This is a genomic window from Streptomyces marinisediminis (assembly GCF_026262575.1).
GTDB lineage: Bacteria > Actinomycetota > Actinomycetes > Streptomycetales > Streptomycetaceae > Streptomyces > Streptomyces marinisediminis.
The window spans coordinates 73,726-95,999 of record NZ_JAPKFL010000011.1 but is presented as its reverse complement, the minus strand read 5'-3'; the positions used below and the strand labels follow the sequence as shown (position 1 = coordinate 95,999).

Annotated in this window: 26 protein-coding genes and 1 pseudogene; 1 reads left to right on the top strand and 26 read right to left on the bottom strand. The window is 69.7% G+C overall.

The window, feature by feature from the left end:
* Positions 1-13: 13 nt before the first annotated feature.
* From OSB71_RS11375 to OSB71_RS11255, 24 genes and pseudogenes are all read right to left on the bottom strand, one after another.
* Entirely contained in the window at positions 14-1,207 is a 1,194-nt protein-coding gene (locus tag OSB71_RS11375; protein ID WP_265947144.1) for a restriction endonuclease subunit S, read from the bottom strand.
* Positions 1,204-2,784, bottom strand: coding sequence for a type I restriction-modification system subunit M (locus OSB71_RS11370; RefSeq protein WP_265947142.1), 1,581 nt, complete (start codon positions 2,782-2,784; stop codon positions 1,204-1,206). Before OSB71_RS11370 ends, OSB71_RS11375 begins: the two co-directional genes overlap by 4 nt.
* Before the next feature lie 218 nt (positions 2,785-3,002).
* The gene (locus tag OSB71_RS11365; RefSeq protein WP_265947140.1) at positions 3,003-3,806 is read right to left on the bottom strand and encodes an SPDY domain-containing protein; all 804 of its coding nucleotides are present in this window, start codon (positions 3,804-3,806) and stop codon (positions 3,003-3,005) included.
* A 138-nt stretch (positions 3,807-3,944) separates the two neighbouring features.
* Positions 3,945-4,376, bottom strand: a complete 432-nt coding sequence (locus OSB71_RS11360) for a hypothetical protein (RefSeq protein WP_265947138.1) — start codon at positions 4,374-4,376, stop codon at positions 3,945-3,947.
* A gap of 63 nt (positions 4,377-4,439) precedes the next feature.
* Positions 4,440-5,561, bottom strand: coding sequence for a DnaB-like helicase N-terminal domain-containing protein (locus tag OSB71_RS11355; protein WP_265947136.1), 1,122 nt, complete (start codon positions 5,559-5,561; stop codon positions 4,440-4,442).
* Positions 5,561-6,832 carry a DNA cytosine methyltransferase gene (locus OSB71_RS11350; RefSeq protein WP_265947134.1) on the bottom strand — a complete coding sequence of 424 codons (1,272 nt, stop codon included), beginning with the start codon at positions 6,830-6,832 and terminating at the stop codon, positions 5,561-5,563. Before OSB71_RS11350 ends, OSB71_RS11355 begins: the two co-directional genes overlap by 1 nt.
* Entirely contained in the window at positions 6,829-7,689 is an 861-nt protein-coding gene (locus tag OSB71_RS11345; protein WP_265947132.1) for an adenine nucleotide alpha hydrolase family protein, read from the bottom strand. The genes OSB71_RS11350 and OSB71_RS11345 overlap by 4 nt, the downstream gene beginning before the upstream one ends.
* A 355-nt stretch (positions 7,690-8,044) precedes the next feature.
* Positions 8,045-8,524, bottom strand: coding sequence for a hypothetical protein (locus tag OSB71_RS11340; protein WP_265947130.1), 480 nt, complete (start codon positions 8,522-8,524; stop codon positions 8,045-8,047).
* A gap of 149 nt (positions 8,525-8,673) precedes the next feature.
* The gene (locus OSB71_RS11335) at positions 8,674-9,702 is read right to left on the bottom strand and encodes a hypothetical protein (RefSeq protein WP_265947128.1); all 1,029 of its coding nucleotides are present in this window, start codon (positions 9,700-9,702) and stop codon (positions 8,674-8,676) included.
* A pseudogene (locus OSB71_RS11330) lies at positions 9,690-10,385 on the bottom strand (alpha/beta fold hydrolase); the annotation flags it as partial. The pseudogene OSB71_RS11330 and the gene OSB71_RS11335, both read right to left, overlap by 13 nt.
* A 198-nt stretch (positions 10,386-10,583) precedes the next feature.
* Positions 10,584-12,374 carry a type IV secretory system conjugative DNA transfer family protein gene (locus OSB71_RS11325; RefSeq protein ID WP_265947126.1) on the bottom strand — a complete coding sequence of 597 codons (1,791 nt, stop codon included), beginning with the start codon at positions 12,372-12,374 and terminating at the stop codon, positions 10,584-10,586.
* Between the two features lie 36 nt (positions 12,375-12,410).
* Positions 12,411-13,016, bottom strand: a complete 606-nt coding sequence (locus tag OSB71_RS24720; RefSeq protein ID WP_502362178.1) for an SPDY domain-containing protein — start codon at positions 13,014-13,016, stop codon at positions 12,411-12,413.
* A 109-nt stretch (positions 13,017-13,125) separates the two neighbouring features.
* Positions 13,126-13,416 (bottom strand): hypothetical protein, encoded by a 291-nt coding sequence (locus tag OSB71_RS11310; RefSeq protein ID WP_265947124.1) that lies wholly within the window; start codon positions 13,414-13,416, stop codon positions 13,126-13,128.
* A gap of 302 nt (positions 13,417-13,718) precedes the next feature.
* On the bottom strand, positions 13,719-14,537 hold the full coding sequence (locus OSB71_RS11305; protein WP_416237242.1) for an SPDY domain-containing protein: 819 nt from the start codon (positions 14,535-14,537) through the stop codon (positions 13,719-13,721).
* Positions 14,534-14,890, bottom strand: a complete 357-nt coding sequence (locus OSB71_RS11300) for a hypothetical protein (RefSeq protein ID WP_265947122.1) — start codon at positions 14,888-14,890, stop codon at positions 14,534-14,536. The genes OSB71_RS11305 and OSB71_RS11300 overlap by 4 nt, the downstream gene beginning before the upstream one ends.
* A 28-nt stretch (positions 14,891-14,918) precedes the next feature.
* Entirely contained in the window at positions 14,919-15,722 is an 804-nt protein-coding gene (locus OSB71_RS11295; protein WP_265947120.1) for an SPDY domain-containing protein, read from the bottom strand.
* Positions 15,719-16,102, bottom strand: a complete 384-nt coding sequence (locus OSB71_RS11290) for a hypothetical protein (protein ID WP_265947118.1) — start codon at positions 16,100-16,102, stop codon at positions 15,719-15,721. Before OSB71_RS11290 ends, OSB71_RS11295 begins: the two co-directional genes overlap by 4 nt.
* A 268-nt stretch (positions 16,103-16,370) precedes the next feature.
* The gene (locus tag OSB71_RS11285; RefSeq protein ID WP_265947116.1) at positions 16,371-16,751 is read right to left on the bottom strand and encodes a hypothetical protein; all 381 of its coding nucleotides are present in this window, start codon (positions 16,749-16,751) and stop codon (positions 16,371-16,373) included.
* Positions 16,752-16,766: 15 nt separating this feature from the next.
* Positions 16,767-17,546 carry a hypothetical protein gene (locus OSB71_RS11280; protein ID WP_265947114.1) on the bottom strand — a complete coding sequence of 260 codons (780 nt, stop codon included), beginning with the start codon at positions 17,544-17,546 and terminating at the stop codon, positions 16,767-16,769.
* 26 nt (positions 17,547-17,572) lie between these two features.
* Entirely contained in the window at positions 17,573-18,265 is a 693-nt protein-coding gene (locus OSB71_RS11275; RefSeq protein ID WP_265947112.1) for a hypothetical protein, read from the bottom strand.
* Between the two features lie 13 nt (positions 18,266-18,278).
* Positions 18,279-19,130 (bottom strand): relaxase/mobilization nuclease, encoded by an 852-nt coding sequence (locus tag OSB71_RS11270; RefSeq protein WP_265947110.1) that lies wholly within the window; start codon positions 19,128-19,130, stop codon positions 18,279-18,281.
* Positions 19,127-19,552, bottom strand: coding sequence for a hypothetical protein (locus OSB71_RS11265; RefSeq protein WP_265947108.1), 426 nt, complete (start codon positions 19,550-19,552; stop codon positions 19,127-19,129). The genes OSB71_RS11270 and OSB71_RS11265 overlap by 4 nt, the downstream gene beginning before the upstream one ends.
* Positions 19,553-19,652: 100 nt before the next feature.
* Positions 19,653-20,150 (bottom strand): hypothetical protein, encoded by a 498-nt coding sequence (locus OSB71_RS11260; protein WP_265947106.1) that lies wholly within the window; start codon positions 20,148-20,150, stop codon positions 19,653-19,655.
* Positions 20,151-20,204: 54 nt separating this feature from the next.
* Positions 20,205-20,972, bottom strand: coding sequence for an MFS transporter (locus OSB71_RS11255; protein ID WP_323055277.1), 768 nt, complete (start codon positions 20,970-20,972; stop codon positions 20,205-20,207).
* A gap of 43 nt (positions 20,973-21,015) precedes the next feature.
* Between OSB71_RS11255 and OSB71_RS11250 the strand changes: the two genes are divergently transcribed.
* Complete coding sequence (locus tag OSB71_RS11250; protein ID WP_265947102.1) at positions 21,016-21,423, top strand: hypothetical protein; 408 nt, start codon at positions 21,016-21,018, stop codon at positions 21,421-21,423.
* Between the two features lie 128 nt (positions 21,424-21,551).
* Here the strand turns inward: OSB71_RS11250 and OSB71_RS11245 are convergent, their stop codons facing one another.
* Together OSB71_RS11245 and OSB71_RS11240 are read right to left on the bottom strand one after the other, a co-directional pair.
* Positions 21,552-21,908, bottom strand: a complete 357-nt coding sequence (locus OSB71_RS11245; protein ID WP_265947100.1) for a hypothetical protein — start codon at positions 21,906-21,908, stop codon at positions 21,552-21,554.
* On the bottom strand, positions 21,905-22,267 hold the full coding sequence (locus OSB71_RS11240) for a hypothetical protein (RefSeq protein ID WP_265947098.1): 363 nt from the start codon (positions 22,265-22,267) through the stop codon (positions 21,905-21,907). The genes OSB71_RS11245 and OSB71_RS11240 overlap by 4 nt, the downstream gene beginning before the upstream one ends.
* Positions 22,268-22,274: the final 7 nt, after the last annotated feature.

The following is a 22,274-nucleotide window of genomic DNA, read 5'->3' as shown; positions in this document are numbered from 1 at the left end:
GGACAGAAAGAGATCAGGAATCAGAGATTAGTGCGTCGATGAGATGGGCACGCATCTCCATATAACGTGCCACTTTCTGCTCCGCCCGGACGAGCTGCCGCCGGACTCGATCAAGGTCGCGAACGATGCGCTGCTGAACGTCGAGGGGCGGCAAGGGCACCGGAATCGCCCGGGCGCCGGCCAGCCCGAGGTGTGCAACGTTACTGGTCGCAGCTGCTTCATCCAGACAGAAGTCACGGGCAGGTGACGCACCGAGAGCCCATGCGAGAAATTGTGGATCGCAGACGCCCTGGTCCAGGACACGGGCGCGAATCGTGCTGTTTTGGTGCAGGCACGGGGTGATTGACCCGTCCCAAATCCAGGCGCGACCAACGTGCTCGAGATTACCGCCCTCCAGCAGCAGCACGTCATCGCGGCGGAGTGCGAAGCGATTGAGATCGGCCCTCGACGCCTCGATTTCGGTGACGTCCTTGAGAGCGATGAACCCGTCCTGCACGTTGATGGCCCGAAGGTAGGGCAGCATCTGAGTAGGACCGGTGAGTTTCCGCCCCTTGGTGAACCCGAGGGATACATCGCATACCTCCTCGACGGATACGATGGTCCACCCCTCAGGACATGCCCAGTCACCGTTCTGGACCAGCAGGGCCTCGCGAAGTGCAAACAGGAATGAGTGCGCATTCTCCCGGAGTTGGCGCGCCTTGTCCACGCCGGTTTCGATTGTCTCCACGATGCTCACGATTCGCCGCTGCTCTTCCAGTGTCGGCAGCGCGATCTCGGACTCGAGGAAGTCTTTGACGTTTAGGCGTTCTCGGCGTGCCCCGACGCCTGTGATCCACTCCTGCAGGGATTTCCAGGTCTTAGGCGAGCTGAGGACGAGCGCTACGAACGACGGGAGTGCAAGATCCTGATTCACGTCAAACGTCGGGAACTCATTGGATACGAACCGGCCGTCTGCAGCCTCCGAAACCAGGGCAAAAGCGCCTTCGAACGCCTTGAGCTTGCTGTAGATGATCTGGCCCTTGGAGACGCGGAATAGGTGCTTCGCTGAAATCTCGGATCCGCGCACGGCGTCCCGCAGCAGCATGCCGCGCCCGAAGCCGTAGACGCCGGCGATCGGATATGCCCCATCCGGCCGGACCTCCACCCGGGTACGGCGCTCCGTCAACACGTCCGAAAGGGAGATCACCTTTCGATGTCCGTTGATCACCGGGCCTCCATGGAAAGGGACTGCAGAAGCTGAAGAACGTCTCCGTCTGCTTCGCGGCTCTGTGCGATGGCGGATTCGAGAGCAGCCGCTGAAGTGTCAAGGTCTACTAGTTCATCTCGGCTCCTCGAGCGAACGTACCGTCGGACGGTGAGGTTGTAGCCAATCTCGGCGATCTTCTCGCGAGATGCCCAGGCCGCGAAGCCTTCCAGCGGATCGCCGGCATGGAACGCTGCTGCAACCCGCTTGATCGCCTCTGAGGTGAGGACGTTCTTGGTGTCCCGTCGCACGAAGCCTTCGGATGCATCGATGAACAGCACTCGTCGCGCTCTGGACTCAGGCTTGGCACGATTGCAGACCAGTACGCATGCCGGGATCGTGGCCCCGTAGAAAAGGTCCTTGGGGAGCTGAATGATCGCTTCCACAAGGTCTTTCTCGATGAGGTCGCGTCGGACTGAGAGTTCGGCTCCTCCTCGGAAGAACACGCCGTTCGGGAGTACGACCGCGAGTCTGCCTCGTTCGTTGAGGCTTGCGATCATGTGCTGCACAAACGCCATCTCGCCATGCGTCTTCGGTGGCAGATGCTTGATCCTGCCGAACTTGTCTCCTGCGGTCTTGAGTCGTTCGTGGCCCCAATTCTTTGAAGAAAAGGGTGGATTGGCAACTACGACATCAAACGTCTTGAGCCTATCGCCAACGGTAAACGCAGGGGACGCGAGTGTGTCCCCCAGCTTGATCTCGCTGGCGTCCCCCACGCCGTGCAGGAGCATGTTCATGCGTGCGATGGCCCAGGTCTCCGGATTGAGTTCCTGGCCGTACAGAAAGAGTGACCGCACATCTCGGCCCCGCTCTCGGGCTCTGTTGACGCACTGCAGGAGCAGCCCTCCGGACCCACAGGTGGGGTCGTTGATGTGTTCCCCGTTCCCGGGTTCGATCAGCTCGGCCATCAACTGGCCCACTTCAGCGGGTGTGTAGAACTCTCCACCGCCCTTGCCAGCAGCTGCCGCAAATTTTGCGATCAGCCATTCGTAGGCTTGTCCGAGCATGTCTGCCGACACGCGTCGCGAATCCAGCGGGCCCAGCTTGTGAAAGTGCTCAACGACCTCAACCAGGTCATCTGCGGGAAGGGCCATCTGGTCATTGAAGTCAGTGCGCTCAAAAACGCCGGCGAGCTGTTTGGGATTTGCCCGCCCGATTGCGGCCAGAGCATCGTTGAGGGCTTGACCCATTTTGGCAGCGTCTGTCCCGCGGACCTTGTCCCAGCTGTTATCGGATGGGATCTCCAAGGCGTGGAAAGCGCGATCGTGGGCCAGGTCTCGTGCTCCTTCCACGTCACCGAGCTGAGCCAATGCCTCGGCCGTCTCTTCCTTGTAAAGATCGGAAGCGCGCTTGAAGAACAGAAGGGCGAGGATGTAGTCCTTCTGGTTCGAAACCTTGTTTCGGAAGAGGTCTGCCGCAGCCCAGAGGTGGTCTTCGAGCTTGCGGAGGCTGATCGGCTTGGTGATGTCGACGGTCACGTCGGTGGAGCCTACCGGCTGCCCGCCACACGAAACGTCTGTTCCCTGGTGATCAATCTCCATGCCGCCACGGTACGACGCAGCACTGACCACGTGGGAGCCACCAGCGTCTCCTGCTGTAAGGGTGGGCCTCACTGGTCTCGAGTTGGTGCTCTGTCCGGGGGACGAGCCTCGGCGGGCGGCTCGGTGGTGACGGCTGAGTTAGGGGCGGCGGGCCAACCCCGGGCCCCACCTCCTGTGCCCAGCCGGTTCGAAAGCCTCCTCATTGTTGAATACGTTTGTCAGCGCCGGGGGCCGCCCTTGGGCGAGACAGGGTGTGCTGGCGGTGCGGTATGTGCGGTGGCCGTGAAGAGGGTGTGGCGCTGGGCTTGCTGGGATCTGGTCTGGCGGGTGCCCGTTCCGTGGGTGAGGTTCTCGGCGAGGTTGCCCAGCAGCGAGCTGGGGGTGCAAGGGGATGCAGTGACAGCCCAGGTGGGGTGATCCATGCTGGGGCCGGCCCAGATGGTCCAGGTGGCGAGAGGGCTGCTCGGCTTCTGGGCGGCGAAGGCGTCGAACTGGATGCCGACGTCCCCGGACAGGTTGGTCCAGCGGATCCGGCGTCCGTCGATGGTGTGCTTCCATCCGGCGTCGGTGAGGGGCTTCGTGGCGGCGGTGACGGTCTTCTCGCCGACGGGACTTCCGACGGCGGTGTCCCATCCGTCGCCTTCAGCGAGGTGGTGCAGCAGGGTCTGGAGCACCGGGGCGGGGGTGGTGCCGGTCGCGGTGAGGTGCCACATCCGGTCGGAGACGGGCGCCTCGTACGCGGCCACAGTCCAGGCGGTCTCGCGGGGGTGGGCTTCATGGACGCGCTCGATGCGCAGGGTCTGTGATTCGTGGATCGCGTGGGTGGTGTCGTCGGAGAAGGTCCGCCACCTTTCCCAGTCGGCGTGTGCGGCGAGGAACTGGTCGAGGATGGCGTCGTGGTCGCCGGCATCAGCCGCGTAGGCCGGCACGATCTCCGGCCCCGCGACAGGCGGTTCGGGCTCGGCGGCCGGTGTGCCGAGCGTGCTGCGAGCTTCGGCGGCGGAGCGTTCGGTGTCGGTCACCGGCGCAGGGCCAGGACGCATGGTCTTGCCGTGGAGGTTTTCGAAGGCTGCGAGGGCCTGGGCGGGCGTGTCGAAGGTGTCGGCGACCTGTCGCAGGTGGTCCTCGCCGTGGAGGTAGACGCTCTGGCCGCTGTCGGGCTAGGTGCCGACAGCGACCACGATGCTGCTGTCGTCGGCATGGGCGTGGATGATGAGGCGCCCGTGGCGGATGTCGTCGTGGACCTTCTGGGCTTCGTTGGAGACCTCCCGGATCTCCTCGCGGCTGCACCAGGGCATCGGATAGTTGGCCCAAGTCCACTCCTCGTCGATCGCCTCGCGGAGCCGGGGGCTGATCTCGGTGGTGATGTGGTCCGCTGTCATCGCCTGGGCGGCCTTCTCGGCCCAGTAGGGCTCCTCGTGGTCGATACGGGCCATGACCAGGGTGTGCTCGTTGGTGGCTTCGAAGCCGTAGGCGGTCAGCAGAGCACGGGCGACATGTGGCCGGGGGCCGGTGACCGTGGCGGTTACGGCGCTGGGGTGTGTGGGGTGGATGTCGAGGCGGACGTGCGCGTCCGTGGTGGGCGTCGGCACGAAGAGGTGCTCACTTCTGCCGGTGACCGGACTGTCTGAGTCCGGCCACCGGCGGGTTCGGGGTCAGCGGGAGATGCGCGCAGTGGGTGGTGCCGTGGCCGGCGGGCCGGCCCGGGGCGGAGGCGTTGCTCTGGCCCGTGCGGGCTTGGTCGTCGGTGCGGGTGAGGCGGCGTGCTGCCAGCGGGTGCGCACCGCGGACAGGTCGGCCAGCGCGCGGCGGCTGCCGATGACGAGCTGATACGGCGTCGTAGCCGGGTCGTCGGTGAACGCCTCGATGCGGCGGCCTACGTGGTGCGCGGTCGCGAGGACGGCGCGCTGGAGGATCTGCTCGCCCCAGTGCTGCGGGCAGCCGGCCGGCGTCCCGAGGAGGTCGAGCAGCTCTGCGGGATCGACACCAGTGGTGAGCAGGCCGCGCTGCTGTGCCTCCCACAGCACCGTGACCGGGTCGACGGGGGCCCGGCGCCGGGTCAGGGCGGTCAGGCACTGCCACAGCCCGGCGTGCAGAGGGTGAGTGAAGTCGTCCGGGGTCAGCCACCGCATCTGTTCGACGTCCGTGGCGTGCGCTGTCGCGGTGGCGAGCAGCAGCCGCTCCTCGTCGACTGCCTCCCCGGCGTCGTAAGGGGCGGTGGTCGGCACAGGTGCTGGAGTGCGGGGCAGGGAGCCGGAGTGCGAAGGGAACCGCGCTGCGAGGTCGTCCACGACGCCGGCGAGGGCGTCGGCTTCTGCGAGGGTGGTGTGGACGGGGTGCGGGAGCGAGGTGTCTCCCGCGGTCTGAGCGAGGCGCTGGGCGCTGGCGCGCAGGCGGCGGCGGGCGTGCTCTGCCTCGATGATCCGCGCGTACGCGGGCGCGTGCCGTGGCCAGGGGCAGACCTGGATCAGACTGTGGAGGTAGGAAGCGGTCAGTCCGCGGGCCTGCTCGCGAGCGGCGGCGAGTACCTGGTCGAGCCACTTGGTGTTCTGTGCGTGCAGGACCAGATCGGGGGCCGGTAGGGAGTGGATCGCGGCGTGCAGCGCGGCGTGCGCGGCGGTGGAGAACGCGTCCGGACGGACGCCGGGTACGTCGCCGAGGCGCTGGGGTTCGAGGAGGAGGGCGCCGAGGAGGGCTTGCTCGGCGTAGTACACGGGCTGCGGTGGAGGGAGGGTGTCGAGGTCGTTGTCCTCGTGGGGGTCGGGGGTGTGCGCCATCAGGCGGCCAGGGTGAAGTCGTCGGGGTTGAGGGGCCGGTTGAGGTGAGGGGCGAGGAGGTGGCCGGCGAGGAGCGGAGGTACGGCGTTACCGATCTGGGAGAACTGCTGGCCCTTGGTGCCGGCCCAGGGGTAGTCGGCGGGGAAGGTCTGCAGCAGGCCCGCCTCTCGGGCGGTGATCCGGATCGGCTCCGGCGCAGCCTGGCGCTGGGCGTCTTCCGGCTGAGCGGCGCGAGGTTCGGCGATCCAGGTGCACTCGTTCGCGCGGTGTCCGAAGAACAGCGTCCCAGCCGGCTCCTCGATGGATCGGACGGTGGCGTTGGCCTGGTTGTTGCTCCGCAGGGACCAGGACCAGCGGTGCGCTTCCGCCGTGAAAGTGGGCGCCGGGGCGTCGGCGGCCCGGTTGTCGCGTGTGCCGTGCCGGGCAGCCCAGCCGGCCCCTTCTCTACGGGACTGCAGGACGATTCCCTCCGGCCGGGGCGTCCAGGTGCCGCGGTCGCGGGCGTCGGAGAGGGTCTTGCGCGAGCCGGAGGGGAAGGGCTCCGGTCCGCCTCCGGGCCCGCCGCCGGCGCACACGGTGGGAACGGGCCGGTCGGTCGCCCCCCAGCCGAGGGCCTCAGCCATGGAGACCCACCGGGCGCGGCCCGGCCCGAACAGCGACTCGGGCTCCGGGAGCAGGGCGTGCGTCGGCGGGGGAGGCTCGGCGGTCCGGACCCGGGAAGCAAGCAGGATCGCTCGCTTCCGCGTCTGGGGTACGCCGTAGTCGGCGGCGTTGAGGATGCCCGTCCAGACGGAGAATCCCCAGCGGCGCAGGATTGCCGCGTACTGCTTCCACAGCGGCAGGACGTCCGGTACTTCCTCCATGGCGACCCACTCCGGCTCTCCGGCCGCGTTCAGGGCGTGGAGGTAGCGCATGGGCTCGGCGGCCAGCAGGGAGCGCTCGTCCCGGCAGGCGGTGAGGAGCTGCTCGCGGGTGTCGCGTCCGGCGGCGAGGTCGGCGACCGCCCGGTGCACTAGTGGTTGGTCCACCAGCCCGAGGCGCTTGCCGGCCATCGACCACGCCTGACACGGGGGACTCGCGATCAGCCCCCGCGTCCGGCCGACCCACGGCCAGGTCGGATACATGGCCACGTCGGTCCGGATCGTCAACTGCCCGGCTGCCGCCCGGGTCTTGCACGCCCACTCGTCCCATTCCAGGCCGACATCGCGTACGCCGAGCACGGTCAGCGCGTGACTCCAACCTCCTGGGCCCGCGAAGAGGTCCAATATCAAGTGGCCAGCCCGAAATCGTTCTGTACGGGCTCGGCTTCACCACGGCAGGCCCAGGGAGAGCAGCCGTCGACCACACCCTGCTCCAGCTCATTCGCGTCGGCCAGTTCGTGCTGGCGGGCGGCCCACTGGGCGGCCGTGACGTGGTCGATCGGTGCCTCGCTCAGCGGCACCCGGGAACGGTGGAGAAACGCCTGCCCGAGCAGGGGGTTGCCGCTCGCGTTCGCGCGGGCGTTTCCCTGCCGGATGGCGGCGTCGAATTCCACGACATCCCGCCACTCATCCGGGCTGGTGTCGCGGATGTTCCGCCACTGCGCATTTCCGTGAAATGGGCAGCCGAGGCAGCTCGATTTGGGGGTGTCCGCAAGTCCCAGTGATGTCAGGTACCGGACGCAGTCGGTGCGTGACCAGCCCAAGTCGATGAGCGGATGCAGGTTGCGCATGTAGCGGACATCGGCATCTTTTGCGCGGTGGAATTCATCGGTGGAGATGCCGACCCACTGCTCGACGAGCACGCCCTTGGGAATACGTTGAGGATACGGGTACCCGAGAAGTTCGCGAACCTTCTTCTTGATTGGCTTGATTTTATATTCGCCCGTGCGCTGGCGCCGGGTCATGCCTTGCTTTCCGTCCTTGTTCAGGATGTAGAGCGGCATGGAAGCGAACCGGTGATCCGGGTCGAGTGCGTCGTTGCGGATGTTACCGGAGGAGACCCGCAGGATGGGTATTCCGGCAGGTTCGGCAATCTCCTTTTCCAGACGGTCAAGGTGGGCGTATACGGCGGCAGGCTCCCAGCCGGTGTCGGCGAAGATCGCGTAATCGACCTTGGGGAGGACCCCCTCGGCGGAGAGCGCGAGCATGCTGCTGGACTGAACTCCGGCGCCCAGGGATATGGCGCGGAACTGTGGGGTGGAGGAAATGGTGGTTCCTGGCAGGTGAGACGGCGGGGGCGGTGGTGAGGAGCACTGGCGTCGCAGATGAGCTCAGGGGGCCGGAGGTGGACGGCTCGGGTGTAGGCGGCGACGAGTCGCCTGCCTGGTCGGCGCACGGCGTGGAGAGCGCGAGGACGGAGGTGCGGCACGCGATGGCGTCGACCAGAACCCTGCTGCGAGGCGAGGGGGCGTGACGCTGCCGCCACCGGAGACGATGGGGCTCGGGCCGGTGGACCGGAGGCGTTGCACGGGGGCGGCCTCTGCCTTCAGGTCGCCGAGGGCGCTAGCGTCGGCGACCCAGCGGTGGCGCCGTGATGCTTGCGGGAGTAGCAACCGCCGGCGTCCGGTCCCGCAGCGGCGTCGGCGAGGCTGAATTCGACGGAGCATCCGTGAACACGGGGGCAAGGTGGTCGAGAGCGTCGGCGATCTGCTCGGCGTGGTCGTGCGTCTGGTGGAGCTGTGTGGCGACGTCTGCGGGGAAGCGGTCCCACTGGGCTTCGTACTGGAAGCGCTGGAGGATCTCGGCGGCGTTGCGGAGCTGATCGGCGAGCCGCGCCAAGATCGCCGTCTTCTGCTCTCCGGTGTGCGCGGCGTGCGTGGCCTGGAGGAGGGCGTCCAGCGCGGTGGGCAGCGGGTCGGGATCTGCGGGCAGACCGTCGAGCTGGGCGTGTAGGCCCTGGGCCAGCGAAGTGGCCGGTCCTCCGCTGGACTTGTGGCCGAACTCGGCTGCCGCCTGGGGCCGGACGCGGAAGCTGACGATCACGTCCCGGGGGGCGGCGTTGGGATCGATCTGGTGGGCGAGAGCGAGGGCTAGGTCGTGAGGTGTGAGGGCTTCGGAGGACGTGGCAACTCCAGGAAGGGTATGGGGCGGTCAACGAGCGTGTGGCGTCGGCGGACAGATGTGCGGCTGTGTCAGCGGTGGCGCGGGGATGGGGGCTGTGCGGCCGTTGGCTGCGGGGCCGTTCGCGGCTGATGTCGGGTCCTGGTTGTGGTGCGGCGGGCATCGCGCGTTGCAGCGAGATAGTGCGGCAGAAGGCGATCGGTGACACGCCAGGCCGCGCGGCGGGGATCGGCATGGGTGCCGATAACGGGAGGGGCGGGAATCCGGTCGGCGGCGTCCTCGTGGACGTCGGCGGGGATGAGTGGGCAGACCAGAAATCGGCTGGCCCGGTGATTGACGATGTTCAGCTGGAGGCCGTCGGTGCCGTGCAGCACGGCGTCCTCAAGGGTGTGAAGAGCGAGCGAAGGGCGGGACTCACCGGCGGTCCAGATTCGGTCGGCCCGGCGTAGACGGTCGGCCCAGGTGTCGTGCCGCTGGTAGTCGAGGCTCCAGTCGCCGGGCAGCCGCGCTGCCAGGCCGGCGGCGAAGGAGGCCAGGGCAGGCGGCCGAGCGCGACCGCTCAGAGAATTGGCGGTCAGGCAGGGGATGCCGCAGTCGACTCGGACGCTCGTGCCGATGGCGTAGAGATTCGCCTTCGTCATGACCACGACGCCGAGCCTGTCGGAGTCGCTCATCTCGTCCGGCAGCACGTACACGTGGTGTCCGAGCGCGCCGGCGGGCTGCCAGCCGTAGCGCGTCAGGACCTCATGTACCTGCGGTTGACGCGCCGTAGCGGTCACGATGGGCGAGGGCAGGTGGATCTCAACGTCCGGGTTCTGGGCGGGTTCGTCGGGGCCATGGAGGGGCGGGGTGCACAGGTAGGCGATATCGGGGGTGTAGCGCAGCAGCGTGTTGTACGCCTGGGCGACGGCGTTCAGATGGCGTGCCGGGGAGGAGCCGAGGGGCAGTTGGTAGAGCAGTTGGCCCTGGTACTCGTGGGGTGTGAAGCCTGCGCTGGCCAGGATGGTGCGGGCTTGGGGCAGGTCGCTGTTGACGACGGCGAAGCTGCCGCCGGTGTCGGTGGTGCCGAACGTGATGTCGGCGTGGTCTAGGAGACCCACGTGGAAGACTCCAATCCGTGGATGGACAGGGGAGCTGCGAAGCGGGTGATGCGGTCGGTGACCAGCTGCGCGTGACGCAGAGGCAGTGCGTGGGTGGCCTCTGGGACGGTCTCCATCTGGGCGTCGGGCAGCAAGGCGGCGAGGCGCCGCGTCTGCTCGGGCGGGATGTGGGCGTCGAGGCTTCCGGCCAGAAGGTGGACCCGACTGCCGAGTTGTCGCAGTGGACCGGGGTCGGGCTGCTGGTCGGCGAGGTCGTGCCACAGGGCAGCGATGTCGCTGGTCGCCGTGGCGTGCAGGCCCTGCCGGCACGAAAGGGGCAGCCCGTCGGATGCGGGGTGGGTGTCTGAGCGCAGAGCCCACCGGCTGGTGGTGGGAAGGCGCCGCCGGGTGGCGTCGAGCAGGCGCGGCGTGTGCGTGCAGGCGGACGCGAGCAGGTTGCGGCTGAGCGTGAGGAACGACTGGGACGGGCCGGTGCCGGTGCGGGTGCTGATCCCGCCGTACGGAGGTGAGACCAGCAGCAGGCCGCGGATGCGTGGCGCAAGTTCGCGGTGGCGGGCGACCAGGCGCGTGAGCGTCATTGCTCCCATGGAGTGGCCGGCGAGCACGAGCGGTCCGCGTGGGGCCGTCGTCTCAAGGAGGTGGGCGAGGTCGTCGGCCAGCTGGTCCAGGCACCAAGGCGGCGGTGCCGCGGGTGGAGTAGCCGTGGGCGCGCTGGTCGTAGCGCAGGACGCGCATTCCTTTACCGGCTAGGAGCGGTACGTGCGAGCGCCACAGGTCCGCGGTGACCGAGAGCCCGTGGACCAGGACTGTCGTCACGGGTGCTTGGGCGGGGCCGTCGAGGTAGGTGGCGAGCCGGGCTCCGTCCGGGAGCCGTAGCGCGTTCATGCTGCGGTCCCGAAGTCGGTCTGCCGCGGTGTGTGCTTGGCGACGGCCCGCTTGGTGATGCCGTCGGAGGCCCGCTTGGATGCGGCGGTGAGTTCGGCGGCGCCGGGCTCGAGGTACCAGGGGCGCAGGTCGAGCATCGCGGCGCGCATACCGGTGGCGAAACACAGCGCGGTGCCCTTGGGCAGGGCGCGGATCGCGTCGGCGGGCAGGATCCGCTCCTGCCGCATCGACACGGAGGTCGACTTGCCGGATTCGGAGTGGGACGTGCTGGTGGTCTCGACATCGTGGTCGCCGATCAGGCGGGAGAGCTTGTCGGCGAAGTCGGGGTCGTCGATGCCGGAGCCGATGACCTTCACAGTGGAGGCGGACCACATGGCGTCCATGCCGGCGTCTCCCCAGACCTTCTGGCCCTGGCGGTAGGACTGGAGGATGGTGATCGGGATGATCCCCCGGCTGCCGAGGTGGGAGTACAGGTCGGGCAGGTCGCTGATCTTGCACACGTTGGCGGCCTCGTCGAGGATCGCGAGCATCGGCGGGTCGAGGCGTCCGCCGGCGCGCTCGGCCTGTGCGGTTGCGGCCCGCATCACGGAGTCCGCGCACGCGGCGATCAGCGCTGAGGCGCCGCCTCCGCCGTCCTTCGACAGCAGGTAGAGCGTGTCGGTGGAGGTGACGAACTCCGACGGGCGGAACTCGGAGACGTCCTTCTGCGGGGTGACCCAGGCGGCGATCTCGCTGCTCAGCAGCGCGGCGGCGTACTGGCGGGCGGTCTCGTAGATGCCGTCCCGTGTCTCCGGCGGCCCTTCGACCGTGCCCTTGAGCTGTGCGGCGACGGCGCTGAAGCCGTGGTCGCGGAGGATGTCGAGCGGGGTGCGGTCGGCGGGGAATGCGAGCCACTGCATGACGTCGGTGATCGGCCGGTCGTCGAGGGCGGCGGCGAGGAAGAGCTGGGACAGGATGTTGCTGCCGGCCTTGGACCAGAAGTCGCCCTGCTGGCTCGCGTCCACGGAGGCGGCAAGGAAATGGCCGGCCAACCGCCCGGCGCCGTCCAGGGTCTTGGCGTCGGCGAGAGGGTTCCACCACATCTCGCGGGCGGCGTGTGCGATCTGCTGCGGGTCCATCGACCAGACCTGTCCCACGGCTGCTCGGGCGTCGAGGGTGGCGGTATAGGCGTCACCGGCGGCTTTGTTGGAGGTGAGCAGCACCGGGCCGGGGGCAGCGAGGATCGACGGGATCGCGAGGGACGTGGTCTTGCCGGAGCGGGGGGCCATGATCGCGACGGCGACGTCCTCGTACCCCATGCGGACCTCGTGCTTCGTCCCTTGCAGGTTGCCGAGGAGGATGCCGGTGTCCTTGGCGTCGATGTGCTTGGCGGTTTTCAGGCTCGGGCGCAGGGATCGGGCCTTGGTGGTGATCGCCTTGGCCATCAGCGGCTCGATGTCCGCGACCTTGGCCATCCCGCTGATCTTCTTCTTCCGGCCGCCGCTTCTGGTCTTGTGACGGGACCACAGGACGCCGGCCACGGCGCCGAGCGCGAGCAGGGCAGCGATCGGCACGATCCGGGCGCCGATGAGCAGGGACGTTTCTCCGGCGTGGGGCCAGAGTCGGTCGGGGTGGAGGAGGGCGGCGGTGGGCTGGTAGGGCGCCCAGTCGCCGCCGGTCAGCCGCGCGGTGATGTTGCCGGACAGCCACGCGAGGTGGGACAGCGGGACGACGATGCCGAGTACGCCGAGGAGGAGACGGAAGGCGATGTCGTACCCGTCGGAAGACTGGTTGGCGGAAGGAGGCAAAGGCGGTGTGTGCTTCCGGGTGGGGGAGGGCGGCGGTCAGCGGGTGCGGCCTGGGTTTGCCGGGGGCGTCGCGTAGCCGAAGACCTCACCGGCGGGGCGGGGCGGGGCGGGGCGGCGTGCGGCGAGTGCGCGGACGCGGTCTTCCAGGGCGGAGGCGACCTGGGCGGCGGGCAGCTCTCGGGATGAGCGGGTGACGAGCTTGGTGCCGTAGGCCGGGATGCTCAGGGAGCTCCCCATGCGTGGGAGCGGGCTGGAGTCGGCAAGAGCGCGGGTAAACGCGGCGATCAGGTGCCGCGGGGTGTGCTCGCTGAAGCGGGCCTGCCACACCGGGCCATCGGTCTCGCTGAGGGTGGTGGTGGCCCACCAGCAGTCGGACGTTGCGCTGGTGTAGTGCTCGACGTGTGCCTTGCCGTCCGGTGAGACGAGACCGTCCTTGCCGGCGGCGGGTGTCCAATCGTCGTGAAGGAGCGGCTCGTACGGGTCGGTGCCCGTGGCGCTCGCTGCCGGGTCGGTCAGGGCGTCGGTGAACCCGGCGATGATCTCGACCGGGGTGCGTGCGCCGAAGCTCGCGTACCAGGCGGGCCGGTCCGGCTGGTGGACGTGGTGGAGCGTCCACCACTGGCCGTCGGGATCGGGCTCCAGCCGCAGGCCCTGTGCAGGGGAACGGTGACCCAGGCGGGATCCCCGCCCCCGGCCAGGTGCCGCGGGGCGACGAAGTCGACATCGACGATCTCGGGGATCTTCCGCATGGTCACCTCCGCACCGTGCTGGTCCGCCCGGCCGCTGTAGTCGCGGTGGGACGCGGAGCCAGACAGGAGGGGGCGCGCCGGGCAGCCGTGTTGATGTCGAGGACGGCCTGGCCGTGGGAGGCCCAGTCGTCGAGGTAGCTCCAGGATTCGGCGTGGTACTCGGCGAGAGCGTCGTCGTAGGCCGGGGTGCCGGGCCGGGCGTCGATGGCGAGGCTGTCGCGCGTCTGCCGCCACTCCTCATGCAGTACATCCAGGCGGTCGAGCGCATCCTTCAGGACGCCCAGCTGCCACACCCAGCGGCTCTGTACCGCGCGGGCGGGGAGTTGGGCGAGCTGGGTCTCGGCGGTGGCCAGCAGATGGCGGGCGCCGGCGTGGACGGTTTCGAACGCTTCGGCGGTGTCGGCGTCGCGCTGGCTCTGGCGGAGCCCGTAAGCGTCGTCGTCGTACGGCCATCCGTCGAGGCCGGTGTGCTCGTCGGAGTAGACGTCCCAGGCGTCGAGGATCTTCTTGCTGTCGCGGATGAAGCCGTCCAGGTGGCGCAGGAGTTCGCGGTGGGCGGAGGGATCGAAGGAAATGGTGGGGTGTCCTATCAGGGTCAGCGGCGAGCGGGTGCACAGGTGGTGCCGACCTTTGGTGTCGGCGTCGCGGCATTCGGCCGGTGCTGGCGGTGGGCGGCGCGTGCTTGCTTGCGGATGCCGGCGAGTCGGGTGGTGTGCGCTTCGACGATCTGCACGGGTGTGAGCGGGCTCGGTTTCTGCACGACGCTGTGGTGGGCGGTGCGGTCGTACATGCCGCGCTGGAGCGGGGCGGTGTCGGCGAGCGCGGTGACGAAGGCGTCGATCAGATGGGTAGGGGTGTGGCCGTCGAACCAGGCGTGCCAGATCCGTCGGCCCATCGGGGTGCCGTGTCCCGGTTCACAGGTCTCTACATGCCAGTACGCGGTGCTCTCGCCCTGGTCGGAGCGGTGTTCCACGTGGCACATGGCGTCAGGGGTGTGAGCAGCGTCTTGTTGGTCGAGCAGCCAGCCCGCCGACTCCAGCGCCGCGAATGGTTCGACGCGTTGGGCCGGGGTGGAGGTGATGAGGGCGTCGGTGAGGCTGGCGAGGATCTCGGCGGGGACGATTTCGCCGAATTCGGCGTACCAGCCCGGCTCGGTGTCGGTGGGCTCGGCCCGCAGCCGCCACCATGCGGAGGTGGCGGGCTGCGGGTCGAACTGCAGGCTGTGACGGTGGTCAGGGCTGCGCAGGACGATCTCGGGGCTCAGCGGGTCGGACGTGCGGGTCCATCCGGCCGCGGCCAGGCCGTGGGTGACGCGGCGGGCGTCACCGGGGCCGGCGAGGTGGCGGGGGGTGGTGTCGAACGGGATCCGCCAGGCGTGCGTGTCGGCGAAGGCGGCAAGCTGCCGTTCGCTCACCGGCACCGGCCGCACCCCGGCACGTCGAAGGGCGTGCTCTCGAAGTGATGGCACAGGCCGTCAAGGACGTAGTGGAGGACGTGCTGGTCGGACTGCTCCCACGCCGCGGTGCGCAACTCTGCGATCAGGAGGTCGGTTTCGGTGGTGCGCGGGACGGCCGGGTGGTCCTGCAGGGTGCGGGCGAGGGCGCGCAGGGTGTCGGCCATCTGAACGGGGACGCCCGTGTATTCGTCGAGCAGCGGCTCGACGAGCGCGAGGGCCTTGGCCGGGTCGGGGTCCTCGCGCAGGTAGTCGGTGAGGTCGGCCAGGGTTTCGGTAGCGGTGCGGATGGTGTCCGGGGTCAGTGCGGGCACAGGGCTCCTTGGATCGTCGGGTCTCGGGTCAGCGGCTGGCGCGGGCGCCGCTGGCGTGGGCGTGGGGGCGGGTCGTGGTGCGGGGGCGGCTGCTCTTGACGGAGTTGCGGGCCCAGGTGGCCGCGCGAGCGGCGGTGATACGGGCCTGCTGCCAGGCGCTGAGCTGGGATGGCAGGACGGAGACGGACGTGGTCCGGATCTGCCCGCTGTGCGGGACACGTCCGCGGGGGCGCATCACGGGCTCGGGACTGGCGAGCGCGGCGGAGAAGGCTTGCACGAGGTGCATCGGGGTGGTGGCGGTGAAGCTGGCGGTCCAGCCGTTGCCCTGCTGGTCCTTGGCGCCGGACCACCACATCGCCTCGCCGTTCGGGTCTTGGCGGTACTGCATCCACGCCGATCCGTCGGGACTCACTGCGGTGACCTGCTCAGCGTTGGGCGGCGTACGCCAACGCTGCTCGTGCAGAGGTGCCCAGACGGTGGGGGCGTGGGCGGAGCGGGGGCGGGTCAGGGCATCGGTCAGACCGGCGACGATCTCCACCGGCGTCTGCCGGCCGAGGTTTACCCGCCACTCGTCCTGGTGCCCGGCCGCCTTGCCGTGGATCGTCCACCCGCCCGGCAGCACGTACGGGTCGTAGGCGACGCGGACCGTACGGTCGGGACTCTCCAGGAAGAGCGGACCGCAGCTCTTGGACTTGTCGCGCCAGCCGGAGGCGCGCAGGAACTCCGAGACGTGGCGCAGGTCGCCGCCGCCGGCGAGGGTACGGGGCTCAACGAGGTAGTGCTGTTCGGCCTGCTCGCCCGGCCCCCAGCCCTGCCACTGCTTTCCTCTCACCGGCGTCGCCGGACAACGAGCGGAGCAGGGGCAGGTGGCTTCGCCGGTCCGGCGTGGGCCCGGTCGCTGACGTGCTGGAGGGTCTCACGGTGGTCATCCAGGTCGTCGCCGATGGCGTCGAGTTCGTTCGCAGCCCGCCCCAGGGCGAGCCACATCTCGGCCGGTAGTGCGCCGCGCTCGGCCTGTTCCTTGGCGAACCGGCTGCTGACGGAGACAAGGTGGGTGACGCCGCCGAGCACGCCGTCCGCGGGGTCTACAACGCGTGCGATGACCTGCGTGGCCTCGTGGGGCGGGAGTATCGCGAGGTGGTCGGCGAGCTGGCCGAGCTGGCGGGCGATCTCGTCGGCCAGCCGCACCAGATGCGGGGTGGGGTGGGGCATGCTCCTCCAGGACGGTGGTCGGATCAGTGGTGGTGGCGGTGGCCGATCCGCCGTACCTCGGGCAGAGCCGCCTCGGGCCGTGCCCCAGCTGTGGGGAAGGGGCGGTCGGGGCCGGTGGGGATGCAGGCGCGGAGGTAGCGGCGGAACAGGGCGGTGGCCAAGCGGGGCTTGAGGAAACGGGAGAGGGGCGGGGTGATGCGGGGTGTTACGGGTTTCTCCGGTTGGTGGGAGGCGGCCCCGGCAAGGGCGCCGGGGCCGCCGTTGAGACTTATGGGGCGCGGCGGGAAGGCTGGTGGCGGCCGGGAGCAGCAGGCTGCGGCGGGTTCTGCGCGGCAGGGCGCATCTGGCGGGAGCGGATCTCGGTGACGGCCTGCTGGTAGGCGGCTTCGTCGAACAGATCAGGGTCGATGTTGACCTTGTATCCGGCCATGAGCAGGGAGGGGATCGCGCGGCTCGCCAAGCGCTTCTGCTCGGCGTCTTCCAGGTGTTCAGGGACGATGTGCCAGACGTAGACGGGCCGGCGGTGCGGACCTCCAGCCGGTCGAGCAGGTCGAGGAGCATTTCCGGTGCTCCGGTCGGGGATCGTGGTGGTCAGGGCCTTGGTGTAGATCTCGACGTCGGTGCCGCAATCATCGGCACGGTTGCCCATAGACAGTTCTCCTGTTCAGCGGTGGCGCGGAGTTGCAGGGCCGGACCTGGCGGTCGTGATCCGGGCCGTAGCCAGGGCCGACGGCGTGGCTGGCGCAGTGGCGGTGGGCGCGACGCGGCCGGAGGGGTGCTGGAGGGCGACGGCGATGCCGTGGGCGCCCAGCCGCTGTCCCGTCTCGCGCACGGCGCGGGCCTGCTCGGCGGTGTCGTCGCCGCTCAGCCGGTAGATGCCGGTCTGCTCGTCGTGGACGAAGCCGCCTGCGGCCAGTACGGCACAGGCCGTCTCGCCCACGGGGGAGGCGGCGAGGCTGCCGTCCTGCTGCCATGTCAGGACGACACGATCAGGCTGAGACGGATGGACGGCCGCGGCTGCGTTGTGGCGGGCCTGGGCGAGCGCGGCGTCGTAGCGGGCCAGCAGGTCGCCGGCGACCAGCTCGGTGCTCAGGAAGGGGTCGTCGCTCAGGGCGATTCCGTTCGGTTCCCGTATGCCGCGGTACGCCTCGTCGGGCAAAGCACGCGGGCCGACGGCGGCGATGAGGAAGCCGCCTAGTTCGTCGTGCCGGTCGAGGACGGCCAGCTGGGCGCCGTCCTGTCGGGTCAGGACGGCGGCGTGCCGCAGCGGATGCTCGGCGATGGCCTCGGCGACGAGGTCCAGGTCCCATATCCGGTCGGTGAGTTCGGCGAGATCGTCCTTGTGCTCGGGTGGGTGGTAGGCGCTGGCCCAGGTATCGGGCAGTTCGCCGGCGAGGACGTCGGCGAACGAGGCGAGGCGCTCGGAATCTTCGTGGTCGTGCATGGTGTCCTTGGGCGGGGGGTGAGGGGTCAGCGGCGCAGTCCGGTGACGGCCGGGGGCGGTGCCGACACGGTGCGCGGGGCCGGTGGGCAGGCGCATATGGCCGACCGTTCACGCTCGTCGGCCGGGACCTCTTGGGTGCAGGTGCTGCGGCCGGGGTGCGCAGCGTGCCGGTCGGCGAGCGCGTTGCGCGTGTGGCAGAGATCGCCGCGGATGAGGGGGAGGCGCTCGTCGGCGAGGTAGCGCAGGCGGCGGGCGATGTGCGGGTCGGCCGCGCCGCCGAGGCCGTCGTGGAACTCGGCTGTCGCGACGAGGACGTCTTCGAGGGCGGCGAGGATGCCGTCGTGCGAGGCGGTCAGCTCGGTGAGGACGTCGGCCGCCTCCTCGGTGGTGGCGGCCTGCCGGATCGGCTCGGCGAGATGAGCGACCGAAGCACCCAGCGGCAGGTAGCGGACCGGGCGGTGCTCGGTGTCGAAGTCGTCGTCGCAATCGACGTGGTATCCCACGGCCCGCAGTCGGGCCACGGCTTCGGTGGCGAGACGGGCCTCGTCGGGCCCGTCCAGGCCGGTGGGGGCGCGGTGGTACGTCTCATGGAGGCGGACCACCGGGACGAAGCCCGCGCGCTCAAGAACGCTGTGGGCCTCGCCGTCGCCGCCGCGGGCCAGGACCTCCGCGGAGTGCGGATCGCGGCGGATGAGCAGGAAGCGGTCGGCCAGGGTCAAAGAGGCGTTTCTCCTACAGTGATCTACGTGTGGTGTGCCGCACGGCGGAAGGAGCTGGGGGCACGCCGGGCGGGCCGGTCAGGCGTGTTGCCGTTGCGTCGAGGTCTTGCTGGATGCGGTAGAGACGGCGGGCGATCAGCCCCAGGCTGTGCGCCGTGTCGTCGCCGGCGGCACGTGACTGCAAGGCGATCCGGTGGGCGGCATGTTCGACGAGTCCGCGGACCGCGGCCAGCGAGCCGGCCTGCTCGTCGGCGAGCTGTGAGAGGACCATGGCGAGCTGTGCCGAGGCCGTCGGTACCGGCCGGGCGGCGACGATCTGGGGCTCGGGAGGGATGCGTACGGGAATGAGGTGCAGGTCCTGCTCGATGCGACGCGCTTCGTCACAATGCCGTCGCAGGAGATCGGCGGGCTGCTGCTGCCAGGTGCCGTCGAGGCGGATCAGGTTGGCGATCACATCAATGCGTCCCGGCTGGGCCTGGACGGCGATCCAGCGGCATCCGGCTTCGTCGCCGGGGATCTCGATCCCGGCGGCTCGGGCGAGGCGGTGGCCGACCTCGGCCCACTGCGCACCGTTCAGGTCACGGTCGTCGGGGTGGAGCCGGGCATCAAGGTGAAGGATCGCCCGCCGGTCCCCGTGAGCGCTGGCGGCGAACGGATGCTCGAAGAGCGGGTCGTCGAGGTGCTCAGACCACTGGGCGGACGTCCACAGAGCCTGCTCGTCGTCCAGGGTGTAGAAGTCCAAGCCCGGCCAGTGGGCGACGACGGTGTGCTCTGTCAGGGCCTCGTCGGTTGATACCGGGCGTGCCAGAGCGTCGCCGAGCGGTTCGTGGGCGGCGATGGAGCGCTCGTTGACGCGCGGGATCACCGGTCACCCAGGGCATCGGCGACGTGGACGAGCTGGTTCAGCGCCGTGGTGGTGTACCAGCCGCAGTCGATCAGGGTGTCGTCTCCGGTGTGCTTCGGCAGGAGGTGGTCCTCCATGGCGCGCAGGTAGATCAGGCAGTCCGGGCAGCGGCGGGAGAGGTGCACGAGGTAGCGGGGGTGCGCGGTGATGAACGACTGTGCTCCGCCGGTCGCATCCCGCAGTCGCCATCCGTCCTCGTCGGTCGGGGTGTGCCAGGACGGGGCGACGACGCGCATCGAATCCCCCCACAGTTCCCCGCCGGCAACTCCCTTGAGGACGACGACCTGGTCGCCGGCCTGGAAGTGGGCGTGGGCGATGTCCCGGGCCGGGGTGAGCGGGTCGGGCGTCGGCGCGAAGGCCGGGGTGGTCGGGGGCAGGTTCATGAGGATCCTTCCACGCGGGGCGGGTGGCGGTGGGAGGAACAATGGTCCGGAGGATCGCCGGTTTGGCTAACCGGCGATCCTCGGCTATGTTCCGCCGCTGTCAGCGGAACGGGTTCTCCGTCCCCTTGTCCGCCTCGGTGGCCGCGTCGAGGAGTTCGAGCAGGTCAGCGCCCTCTGTGTCCCGCTGGTCGATCCACCATCCGGCGCGGCTGATCGTTCGGGCTTTCTCCTCCAGCTCCGCCCAGTCCGCCTCGTCCCAGGTGCCTTCGACGACGAGCGCGGTGTGCGCGGCGGTCATCAGCTGGTGGCGGGAACGCTCACCCCACTCCAGCGCCCGCTCCGGGCCCTCCAGTGCCAGCATGTCGAACTTCGCAGCCCACTCGGCGGCGGCCTGCTGCTCCTCGGCGCGCTTGGTGGCGAGCCACTGCTCCTTGGACGCGGTGTCGGCCTCGCGCGATGCCTTCCAGCAGTCGGTGCAGACCCGGCCACCGAGCCAGCGGGCGAAGCCGGCGCGCTTGTCGGCGGGACGGTTCGAAAGGTCGTGATCCACGCTGTGTCCACAGGTGTGGACAACATTCCAGGTCGTACGGACAGCCATGGATGAATCTCCTTGATCGGTTGCAGAAAGGGGGGTGTTGCCGGTGTCGAGCGCTCAGGTGCGCGCGCACCGGGTCGGCCGAAGGCGGCGGTGCGTGCCGTTCCCGCACCGGGAGAGGCGGGGGCGGGCGAGGAGCAGGACGGCTACGGCGAAGGCTGCCCCGGCAGCGGGCAGTGCGGCGCTGGCGAGGGGATGACCGGCGAGACGGCCGGCGAGGGCGGTGCCGGCGGCCTGCCCGACGCCGATCGACAGGATCAGCCACGCGTACGCCTCGCTCGTGCGGCCCGCAGGGGTGAGGGTGTCGGTGGTCACGTAGGCGGAGGCGACCATGATGGTGAGGAACGCGCCGGGCACGACGACCGCGGCGGTGGCGCCGTACGGACCCGGGAGGGCAAGCAGAGGCAGCCACCCAGCCAGGAACGCACCTGCACCGAGCAGGAGTTGGCGGCTGGCGGACCCTGGCCAGGTGCGGCGCCCGTACAGAAGTCCACCGAGGAAGCTGCCGGTCGAGAAGGCCGCGGGCAGCAGGCCGGACAGCATGTCCTTGCCATGGGCCTCGGCCATGGCGACGGCCCACACGTTCAGGGAGCCGATCGCGAAGCCGATACCGGCGAGGGAGACGAACAGCAGCACCAGGCCGGAGGAGTGGAGCCGCTGTGCCGGTGTGTCTCCCGGGCTCCTCGGTGCGGGCGCCCATTGGCGCGACGGCGGCGCGGTGGCGACGACGGTCGTGCCGGCCAGCCCGAGGACGGCGGTGGCGGCGAGCGCGAGGGAGGGGCTGTGTGCGGCGGCGAGCGCGGCGGCGAGCAGGGGCCCGACGATGTACAGCAGGGCCCTGCGTGCCGGTGTCCAGGGCGAGGGTGGCGTGCCGAAGACGCTGTTCGGGCAGCACGCTGGGCCACAGGGCTCGCATGCCGGCTTCCAGGGGAGGCGTGCTCAGACGGGCCGCGACGACGATCACCGTGGCGAGCGCCCGCTCCCCGTGGGGGCCAGCCAGGGGAAGGGCCAGGAGCAGGCTGGAGTTGAAGAGGGCGGCGGGGACGTGTACGGCGGTCTGGCAGGCAGCCCGTACGTCGCCCGCCTTCTCGGCGGCACCCTCACCGGCCGCCTCCCCAACGGCATGGCTCCTATCGCGATCCTGCTGTGGATCACCGCCAACGGCAGCAGCCTCGCCTTCGGCGGCCTGCTCAGCGCCCTTTACGGGCTGGCCTCCGCGCTCGCGCAGCCGGTCAAGGGACGCCTGATGGACCGCTACGGTGGTGAAACCGGCTAGCGCCAGGGCGGTCTCGGCCCACTGGTAGCCGGGACCGTCGGCCAGGCCGACGATCGTGTCGCTGCCGCTGAGATGGAGCGTGATCGTGGTGGAAAAAGTCAGGGCAGAGTCTCCGTTGCGTAGGCCGCTCAGGAGCGGGGGCGGCGCGGTGCGGTCGACGGCGGTGCCTGGGCCGTCATCGCTGTCCTCGTAAGGCGGCTGGCCGCCGACGGCGGCGCATCGGTGGTGGACGTGCGCAGTGACGGGTCGAGGTCGACGCGGTAGCGGGCGGCCGACAGCATTTCGGCGGCCCACGTCGCGTGCTCGTTCTCCCACGCCTCGCCCAGGTCGAAGGGGAGGCGGATCCAGTGCCCGCGCAGGGACGGCTCGAACAGAAAGCCCGCCCGTCGCAGGACATCGGCGGCGAAGGCATCGAAGGCGCCGTCGACTTCAACCTCGCCACCCGGTCCGCGGGTGATGCGGATCGGCCCGCTGCCCGGATTCACAGGGACCGTCCGGTCGCGGAGGCGGTGAGGTGGACGGTGGGTGCGTAGGTGGGCTTCGGCGGGATCGGATAGTCGCTCACGGCACGCAAGATGGGTTCGGCGGCGTCCAGGAGGCGCTGGGTGACGGCACTGGCCTCGGCCGGGGTCTGTGCGGCGGCGAGTGCGGCGAGATACGGGGCAAGGTCAGGGCTCGGCAGCGGCTCGTCCGGCAGCGGATGCTCCGCGAGGAACGCTTCGGCGTCCCGCCTGGCCCAGCGGAGCAGATCACCGCGGGTGGCGATGCCGTAGCGGGCGGCGGCGATCTGGTCGGCGTCGCGGCCGACGTTGTCGTACAGCTCGCAGTCGGGGTTCTGGGGCACGGCTCCT

Excerpts from the sequence above, each read along its gene's own strand:
- OSB71_RS11345 (WP_265947132.1), bottom strand. The coding sequence starts at position 7,689 with ATGCTCGCGCTCTCCGCCGAGGGGGTCCTCCCCAAGGTCGATTACGCG.
- OSB71_RS11370 (WP_265947142.1), bottom strand. The coding sequence starts at position 2,784 with ATGGAGATTGATCACCAGGGAACAGACGTTTCGTGTGGCGGGCAGCCG.
- OSB71_RS11260 (WP_265947106.1), bottom strand. The coding sequence starts at position 20,150 with ATGGCTGTCCGTACGACCTGGAATGTTGTCCACACCTGTGGACACAGC.
- OSB71_RS11290 (WP_265947118.1), bottom strand. The coding sequence starts at position 16,102 with ATGCCCCACCCCACCCCGCATCTGGTGCGGCTGGCCGACGAGATCGCC.
- OSB71_RS11355 (WP_265947136.1), bottom strand. The coding sequence starts at position 5,561 with ATGGCGCACACCCCCGACCCCCACGAGGACAACGACCTCGACACCCTC.
- OSB71_RS11285 (WP_265947116.1), bottom strand. The coding sequence starts at position 16,751 with ATGGGCAACCGTGCCGATGATTGCGGCACCGACGTCGAGATCTACACC.
- OSB71_RS11265 (WP_265947108.1), bottom strand. The coding sequence starts at position 19,552 with ATGAACCTGCCCCCGACCACCCCGGCCTTCGCGCCGACGCCCGACCCG.
- OSB71_RS11280 (WP_265947114.1), bottom strand. The coding sequence starts at position 17,546 with ATGCACGACCACGAAGATTCCGAGCGCCTCGCCTCGTTCGCCGACGTC.